The 6,806-nt window shown below is 68.4% G+C and carries 9 protein-coding genes, 1 tRNA gene and 1 riboswitch; of the genes, 8 read left to right on the top strand and 2 right to left on the bottom strand.

The genetic code is table 11. The features are described from left to right. Nucleotides 1-84 precede the first annotated feature (84 nt). Nucleotides 85-196: riboswitch (TPP riboswitch) on the top strand. 83 nt (nt 197-279) lie between these two features. Then, nucleotides 280-1,599 (top strand): cytosine permease, encoded by a 1,320-nt coding sequence (locus B0W80_RS07515; protein ID WP_076998497.1) that lies wholly within the window; start codon nt 280-282, stop codon nt 1,597-1,599. On the opposite strand, the gene thiD is transcribed toward B0W80_RS07515, so the two are convergent. Further along, on the bottom strand, nt 1,544-2,389 hold the full coding sequence (thiD, locus tag B0W80_RS07510; protein WP_076998496.1) for a bifunctional hydroxymethylpyrimidine kinase/phosphomethylpyrimidine kinase: 846 nt from the start codon (nt 2,387-2,389) through the stop codon (nt 1,544-1,546). The two genes, B0W80_RS07515 and thiD, sit on opposite strands and share 56 nt — an antisense overlap. A 47-nt stretch (nt 2,390-2,436) precedes the next feature. Between thiD and B0W80_RS07505 the strand changes: the two genes are divergently transcribed. The 6 genes from B0W80_RS07505 to B0W80_RS07480 all read left to right on the top strand — a co-directional run bounded on the left by B0W80_RS07505 (nt 2,437) and on the right by B0W80_RS07480 (nt 6,035). Further along, nucleotides 2,437-3,531 (top strand): FAD-dependent oxidoreductase, encoded by a 1,095-nt coding sequence (locus tag B0W80_RS07505; protein ID WP_076998495.1) that lies wholly within the window; start codon nt 2,437-2,439, stop codon nt 3,529-3,531. Continuing rightward, nucleotides 3,528-3,725: a sulfur carrier protein ThiS gene (gene thiS / locus B0W80_RS07500; RefSeq protein ID WP_076998494.1), complete on the top strand. Its 198-nt coding sequence runs from the start codon at nt 3,528-3,530 to the stop codon at nt 3,723-3,725. The genes B0W80_RS07505 and thiS overlap by 4 nt, the downstream gene beginning before the upstream one ends. 21 nt (nt 3,726-3,746) lie before the next feature. Beyond that, nucleotides 3,747-4,571 carry a thiazole synthase gene (locus B0W80_RS07495; protein WP_076998493.1) on the top strand — a complete coding sequence of 275 codons (825 nt, stop codon included), beginning with the start codon at nt 3,747-3,749 and terminating at the stop codon, nt 4,569-4,571. Nucleotides 4,572-4,582: 11 nt separating this feature from the next. Next, nucleotides 4,583-5,497, top strand: a complete 915-nt coding sequence (locus tag B0W80_RS07490) for a thiamine phosphate synthase (protein ID WP_076998492.1) — start codon at nt 4,583-4,585, stop codon at nt 5,495-5,497. Between the two features lie 78 nt (nt 5,498-5,575). Next, nucleotides 5,576-5,651 (top strand) — tRNA-Asn (locus B0W80_RS07485). Nucleotides 5,652-5,798: 147 nt separating this feature from the next. Then, nucleotides 5,799-6,035, top strand: coding sequence for a hypothetical protein (locus tag B0W80_RS07480; RefSeq protein WP_076998491.1), 237 nt, complete (start codon nt 5,799-5,801; stop codon nt 6,033-6,035). A 46-nt stretch (nt 6,036-6,081) separates the two neighbouring features. Here the strand turns inward: B0W80_RS07480 and B0W80_RS07475 are convergent, their stop codons facing one another. Further along, entirely contained in the window at nt 6,082-6,378 is a 297-nt protein-coding gene (locus B0W80_RS07475; protein WP_076998490.1) for a DUF4148 domain-containing protein, read from the bottom strand. Between the two features lie 220 nt (nt 6,379-6,598). On the opposite strand from B0W80_RS07475, the gene B0W80_RS07470 reads away from it, so the two are divergent. Next, nucleotides 6,599-6,775 (top strand): DUF3606 domain-containing protein, encoded by a 177-nt coding sequence (locus B0W80_RS07470; protein WP_076998489.1) that lies wholly within the window; start codon nt 6,599-6,601, stop codon nt 6,773-6,775. Nucleotides 6,776-6,806: the final 31 nt, after the last annotated feature.

The following is a 6,806-nucleotide window of genomic DNA, read 5'->3' as shown; positions in this document are numbered from 1 at the left end:
CCCTCAAAGCCGCTTTAGGACTCCCGATTCCGCCACTGACCAAGCACAGGCCTACAATCGGCCTCGCTTCGCCAGACCGACTGAAGCAAACGCTAGGGGTGCCGACCCGTGACATATCGTGTTGCAGGCAGGCTGAGAGAGTCCCTTTGAACCTGACTGAGGTAATCCTCGCGCAGGGAAGCTGGTCCGGCGGCCGCCACGTCCTTGTCTCTTCTCGCGTGGCGGTCTTGCCGCCGTGGCCTTGCCCACCTGCCAAACGTTTTGCATTGGAGCAAATGGATGGCATTCACGAATGACAACAACGAAGCGCTGACGCCGCTGGCCGCCGGCAGTCGCGTGTTCCGCTGGCACGACCATCTGTCGCTGTGGTTCAGCCTCGGCGTCGGGCTGCTGGTGATGCAGATCGGCGCGTACCTCGTGCCCGCGGTCGGCACGCGCGACGCGGTGCTGGCCATCGTGCTCGGCTCCTGCATCGGCGCGGGCCTGCTGGCCTGGACAGCTCGAGTGGGCTGCGAGAGCGGCCTGGCCAGCGCCGGCCTCATGCATGCGACCTACGGCAGCGCCTTCGCACGGCTGCCCGTGCTGCTCAACATCGTGCAACTGATCGGCTGGACCACCTTCGAGCTGGTCATCATGCGCGAGGGCACTCAGGCCATCGGCAAGCAGGCCTTCGGCTGGTCGCTCGACGGCGTTCTGGGTGGCCTCTTCACCACCCTGCTCTGGGGTGCGGTGCTGCTGGCCTTGCTGGCCGGCTCCATGGTCAAGCTGGTGCGGCGCTTCGTCAGCCGCTTCGGGCTGCCGCTGGTGGTGTTGTCGCTGCTGTGGCTCACCTGGCAGTTCGCTGGGCAACTGCACGCCAAAGGCTGGGAGTCCTTCTGGTCGCGTCCCGGCAGCGGCGGCATGGGCCTCTTCAGCGCGCTCGACCTGGTCATTGCGATGCCCGTCTCGTGGCTGCCCCTGGTGGCCGACTATGCGCGCCACGGCAAGCGCAGCACGGGTGGCCTGGGCAGCGCTTTCTCGGGCACCTGGCTCGGGTATGCGCTGGCCAATATCTCGTGCTACGGATTGGGCGTGATGGTGGTCAGCGCGGCCGAGCCGGGCAGCAACCTCGTGACGGCGCTGTTGCTGGCACAAGGCGGGCTGGTGGCGCTGGGCCTCATCCTCATCGACGAACTCGACAACGCCTACGGCGACGTGTATTCGGGTTCGGTCTCGGCCCACAGCCTGAAGCCGCGGTGGAGCGTCAAGCGCTGGGGCATCGCGCTCGCCGTGCTGTGCATCGCCTTCGCGCTGGTGCTGCCGATGCACACGCTCGAGCCCTTCCTGCTGCTGCTGAGTTCGGTCTTCGTGCCGCTTTACGGCGTGATCCTCGGCCGGCTGGGCACCGGCGAGGCGCCGACCTCGACCGGCACGCGCCGCGTCGACCTGGTCGCCGCGCTGATCTGGATCGCCGGCATCGCGGTCTATCACGCCTGTGCCCGCTGGACGCCTCAGCTCGGGTCGGCCTTGCCCACGCTGGTCTTCACCTTCGTGCTGGCCTGGCTCACGCGCCAGGCGACGGCAGGCGGACCGTCGGCACTGGCGCAAAGCCGTGGTTGAGGGGTCCGTGGCCTGCACCGACCTGCACGTCCGCACCCGCCGCCATCGCGGCGACGACGTAGCCGCGTGCGCGCTCCACGGCCTCGGGCAAGTCGTAGCCCAGCGCCAGGTGCGAAGCGATGGCCGACGACAGCGTGCAGCCGGTGCCGTGCAGGTTGCGGCTCGCGATGCGTTCGGACGACAGGCGCAGGCGCTCGCCGTCGCTTTCGGCCAGCAGGTCCACGATGTCGTTGCCGGGCAGATGGCCGCCCTTGAGCAGCACGGCCCGCGCGCCCAGCGCGAGCAGTTCGCTGGCCGCGTCGTCCAGCGCATCGACGCCGTCGATCGCATGGCCGATCAACAGCGCCGCTTCGTCGAGGTTGGGCGTGACCACGATGGCGCGCGGGAACAGTTCGCGCACCAGCACCTGCACCGTTTCCTGGGCGATCAGCCGATCGCCGCTGGTGGCCACCATCACCGGGTCGAGCACCACGTTGGGCAGCTTGTAGTGGTCGATGGCCCAGGCCACCACGTCGACCACCTCGGGCGCAAGCAGCATGCCGAGCTTGACCGCGTCGACGCCGATGTCTTCGACCACCGCGCGGATCTGTGCCTTGAGGAAGTCGGGCGGCACGCCGTGGATGCCGGAAACACCGAGCGTGTTCTGCGCGGTGAGCGCCGTGATGGCCGTCATGCCGTAGCAGCCCAGCGCCGCGAAGGTCTTGAGGTCGGCCTGGATGCCGGCGCCGCCGCCGCTGTCGGAACCGGCAATGGAAAGCACGCGGGCGTATCGGGAAGATGCTGCAGTCATGCGGAAAATTATCGGCCACGTGGCGGTGCCCTCGCGGAGCAAGAGCCATGATGCCCTTCCGCTCGGCCACCATCCTCGGCGCCGGCCTCATGGGGCGCCTGCTCGCGGTCGCGCTCGCCCGCGCCGGCTGCCGCGTCGAGCTCTTCGATGCCAGCGGCCCGGAAGCCGACGGCGCGGCAGCGCGCGTCGCGGCGGCGATGCTCGCGCCCTTGGCCGAATCGGCCGTCGCACCGCCCTCTGTCGTGCGAATGGGCCACCATGCGCTCGACCGCTGGCCGGCGCTGCTCGCCGAGCTGGCGCGGCCGGTGTTCTTTCAACGCCAGGGCACGCTGGTGCTGTGGCACCGGCAGGATGCCGCCGAGGCTGCGCGGCTTGCGCGCGTGCTGGCACGCACCGGCGAACAGGTGCCCGAGCTGCCGGCCATGAAGACGCTGGACGCCACCGGCATCGCCGCGCTCGAGCCCGCACTGGGCCAGCGATTCGCTCAGGGATGGCTGCTGCCTGAAGAAGGCCAGCTCGACAACCGCGAACTGCTCGCCGCCCTGCTCGACACGCTGCAGTCCATGCCGAACGTCGCGCTGCACTGGCACTCGCCACGCAGCCTCGACGACGTGTCGCCGCGCACGGACGAACGCGTCATCGACTGCCGCGGCCTGGGCGCGCGGCCGCAATGGAGCGCACTGCGCGGCGTGCGTGGCGAAGTGATCCGCGTGCATGCGCCCGAAGTGACGCTGACGCGGCCCACGCGCCTGGTGCATCCGCGCTATCCGCTGTACATCGCGCCCAAGCCGGGCCAGGTGTTCGTGATCGGCGCCACCGAGATCGAATCGGAAGACATGTCGCCGGCCAGCGTGCGCTCCACGCTCGAACTGTTGAGCGCGGCCTATGCCGTGCACAGCGGCTTCGCCGAAGCGCGCATCCTCGAAATCGCCACCCAGTGCCGCCCCACCTTGCCCGACAACCTGCCGGCCTTTCGCCAGCCGCGGCCGGGCGTGATGCAGATCAACGGCCTGTACCGCCACGGCTTCATGATCGCGCCGGCCCTACTCGACGTGGCGCTGGAGCTGCTGCGCGACGGCCGCTCGGCGCTTGCACCGCGCTTCGCGCTGCCGGACTGCCTCGAAGAGACAAGCCCATCATGAACGTCCTGATCAACGACAACCCCCGGACGCTGCCCGACCGCGCCACGCTGGCCGATGCCATCGCGCTCATCGAAGCCGTTCCGCCTTTCGCGGCCGCGGTGAACCGCCAGTTCGTGCCGCGCTCGAGCTATGCCTCGCATCTGCTGCAACCCGACGACCGCATCGAAGTCATCCGCCCCGTCACGGGCGGCTGACATCAACAACGGAGACACGCCATGACAACGAACGCCAACGACGCCCTGGTGCTGTACGGCCAGGCCTTCCAGAGCCGGCTGCTGCTCGGCACTGCCCGCTACCCCTCGCCCGACGTGCTCGAAGCCGCAGTGCGCCGTGCCAAGCCGGCGATGCTCACCGCCTCGCTGCGCCGGCAGACCGCCTCGCCAGGTACCACCGGCACCAGCGGCGAAGGCAACGGCTTCTGGGATCTGCTGCGGCGGCTCGACGTGCCCGTGCTGCCCAACACCGCCGGCTGCCACAGCGTGCAGGAAGCCATCGCCACCGCACAGATGGCGCGCGAGTTGTTCGACACGCCCTGGATCAAGCTCGAGCTCATCGGCGACGACTACACGCTGCAGCCCGACACGCTCAACCTGGTGGACGCCGCCTCGCAACTGGTGCGCGACGGCTTTCACGTGCTGCCCTATTGCACCGAAGACCTGGTGCTCTGCCAGCGCTTGGTGGACGTGGGCTGCCAGGCGGTGATGCCGTGGGCCGCACCCATCGGCACCGGCCGCGGGCCCGTCAACCCCTATGCCATGCAGGTGCTGCGCGAGCGATTGACCGTGCCCATGCTGGTCGACGCCGGCCTGGGGCTGCCTTCGCATGCGTGCCAGGTGATGGAATGGGGCTACGACGGCGTGCTGCTCAACACGGCAGTGGCGCTGTCGCAAGACCCGGTCGCCATGGCCGGTGCCTTCGCCGACGCGGTGCAGGCAGGGCGCAGCGCACACCTGGCCGGCGCCATGGCCGCGCAGGAATCCGCCCAGCCCAGCACGCCGGTGCTGGGCACGCCCTTCTGGCATCACGCCAACTCACAGTGACGAAGCAAGCCATGAACGACCAGCACGAGATCACGCGCGACATTCTGGCGGCGCATGCGGCGCGCTTCGGCCAATCGGGCGGGAGCCCGGCTTCCTTCTCCGGCGACGACGCGGTGTACCGCGGCGCCAAGTCCGCCTGTGCGGCGCTGGGCTTCATCGACGTCGATGCCGAATGCCTGGCCCGTGCGTGGCATGCGCAGACCCAGGGCACAGGCCGCTTCGATGCGAACGAATGGCCCGCCACGCCGGCCGATTTCGGCATGCGGCCCTTTCCGCCGACGGCTCGCGGCGACGCTTTCCCGGCCTGCCCCGACAAGCTCGGCCTCTACGCCGTGCTGCCCGATGCCACCTGGGTCGGCCGAATGGCGCGTGCCGGCGTGCCGACCGTTCAACTGCGCTTCAAATCCGACGATCGCGATGCGATCCAGCGCGAAGTGAAGGCGGCCGTGGACGCGGTGCGCGGCACGAATGCGCTGCTCTTCATCAACGACCATTGGCGCGACGCCATCGAAGCCAAGGCTTACGGCCTGCACCTGGGCCAGGAAGACCTCGATGCGCTGAGCCCGCAGGACCTGCAGGCCATCCGCGCTTCGGGCATTCGGCTGGGCGTCAGCACCCATGGCTACGCGGAGATGGTCCGGGCCGATGCGGTGAGCCCGAGCTACATCGCCATGGGCGCGGTGTACCCGACCACGCTCAAGCAGATGGCGACCGCGCCGCAGGGTGTGGCGCGCCTGGCAGCCTATGCGCGCCTCATGCGCGGCTATTCGCAAGTGGGCATCGGCGGCGTCGATGCGCAAAGGTTGCCAGAGGTGTTGGCGACCGGCGTCGGTTCGGTGGCCGTCGTGCGCGCCCTGGTCGCCGAAGCCGACCCCGAAGCCGCAGCAGCGCGCTTGATGGCCGCCATGTCGGAGAAGCAGGGCTGAAAATTTTTCGCACTTTTGCATCGTGCGTGCCGATGGCTCCAGATCAGCCCATAAAGCGGGCTATAATCTGAGGCTTGTTCCTCGATAGCTCAGTCGGTAGAGCGCCGGACTGTTAATCCGTAGGTCCCTGGTTCGAGCCCAGGTCGAGGAGCCACCTACAAGCCTCACGGCACTCAAAGCCCTGCTACCCACCGGTTGCAGGGCTTTTTCTTTGTCTGCGGTGTTCGACGCGTTGCCGTCCGACACAACTTCATGACCGCTCTGCACGCCGGAGCCCCGGCTCGGGCTCATAGTGGCATCCATGCTCTTCTTCTTTCGACGAAGGGGCGCGGCCAAGAAGGGTGAGAAGCGTCGCGACCTGCCAGACGTCAGCCAACCAGCACCGCTCACGCGTCCTCCCATCGAGGACGACTCGGCCGAGTCCGGTGTCACGGTGACCGAGTTGTCCGAGATGGAAGCGCGCGTGCTGTGCGCGCGTGAAGACATTCCGGTGTTCTGGAGCAGGCCCGACAAGGAGAAAAAGGAACGCAAGGGCTGAAATGTTCCGCTCCCGGGCTGCCCCGCGCGCCCTCACGCTCTGTGACTCAGCGTTGCACTTCTCCATAGGTCGCCGGCCCCTTGGCGCTGATCGCCAAAGCCTGCGCGCGCACGGTCGCGCGATCGGCCATGCCCGCCAGCATCGCCACACCGGTACCGCCGTTGCTGATCTGCACGGGGCGCCGCGCCTCCTGCTGTACCGCCGCGCGTGAAAGCGTCGACTGGAAGGTCTGCGGAGGCAGCGGATTCTGCTCCCCTTGGAAGGCCTGGGCGCCAGCTGCGGCGCACAGCGCGGCCGTGGCAAACGCGATGTGGGAAACGACGCGACGAGTGATGATCTGCATGATGTGCTCCGGGTAGGGATGCCCGCTGCACCGACGCAGCAAGCTGCTCCAGATACGCGGTCGACGAGGCGACGGATTCAGCAGACAGGCATGGGCATGCGCCGGTCTGCCGTCGTCGACGTCAGCTTCCCTCTTGCAGCCGCACGCGCCCTGGTCCGGCCACGTTGCGTGCACGAGCTACACACACTCCGGCGCATTCACAAGCGCAAGGAGACAAGACATGGCAGACGATCTGAGCAATCGCGGGCCGCAGGACCGGTCGCGCATCAACGTCAGCGAAGTCCACGAGCTTCGCTACTGGACGCAGACCCTCGGCGTGAGCGAGTCGCAGTTGAGGGCCGCCGTGGCAGCGGCGGGCACGTCGGTGCAGGCCGTTCGCCAATACCTCGGCAAGTAAGCCGAGCCCCCGGCAGGGCGGGCTCGTACGC

The organism is Variovorax sp. KK3 (assembly GCF_001984055.1).
Taxonomy (GTDB): domain Bacteria; phylum Pseudomonadota; class Gammaproteobacteria; order Burkholderiales; family Burkholderiaceae_C; genus Variovorax.
The sequence above is the reverse complement of the archived record's forward strand: the minus strand, read 5'-3'. Positions and strand labels throughout refer to the sequence as shown.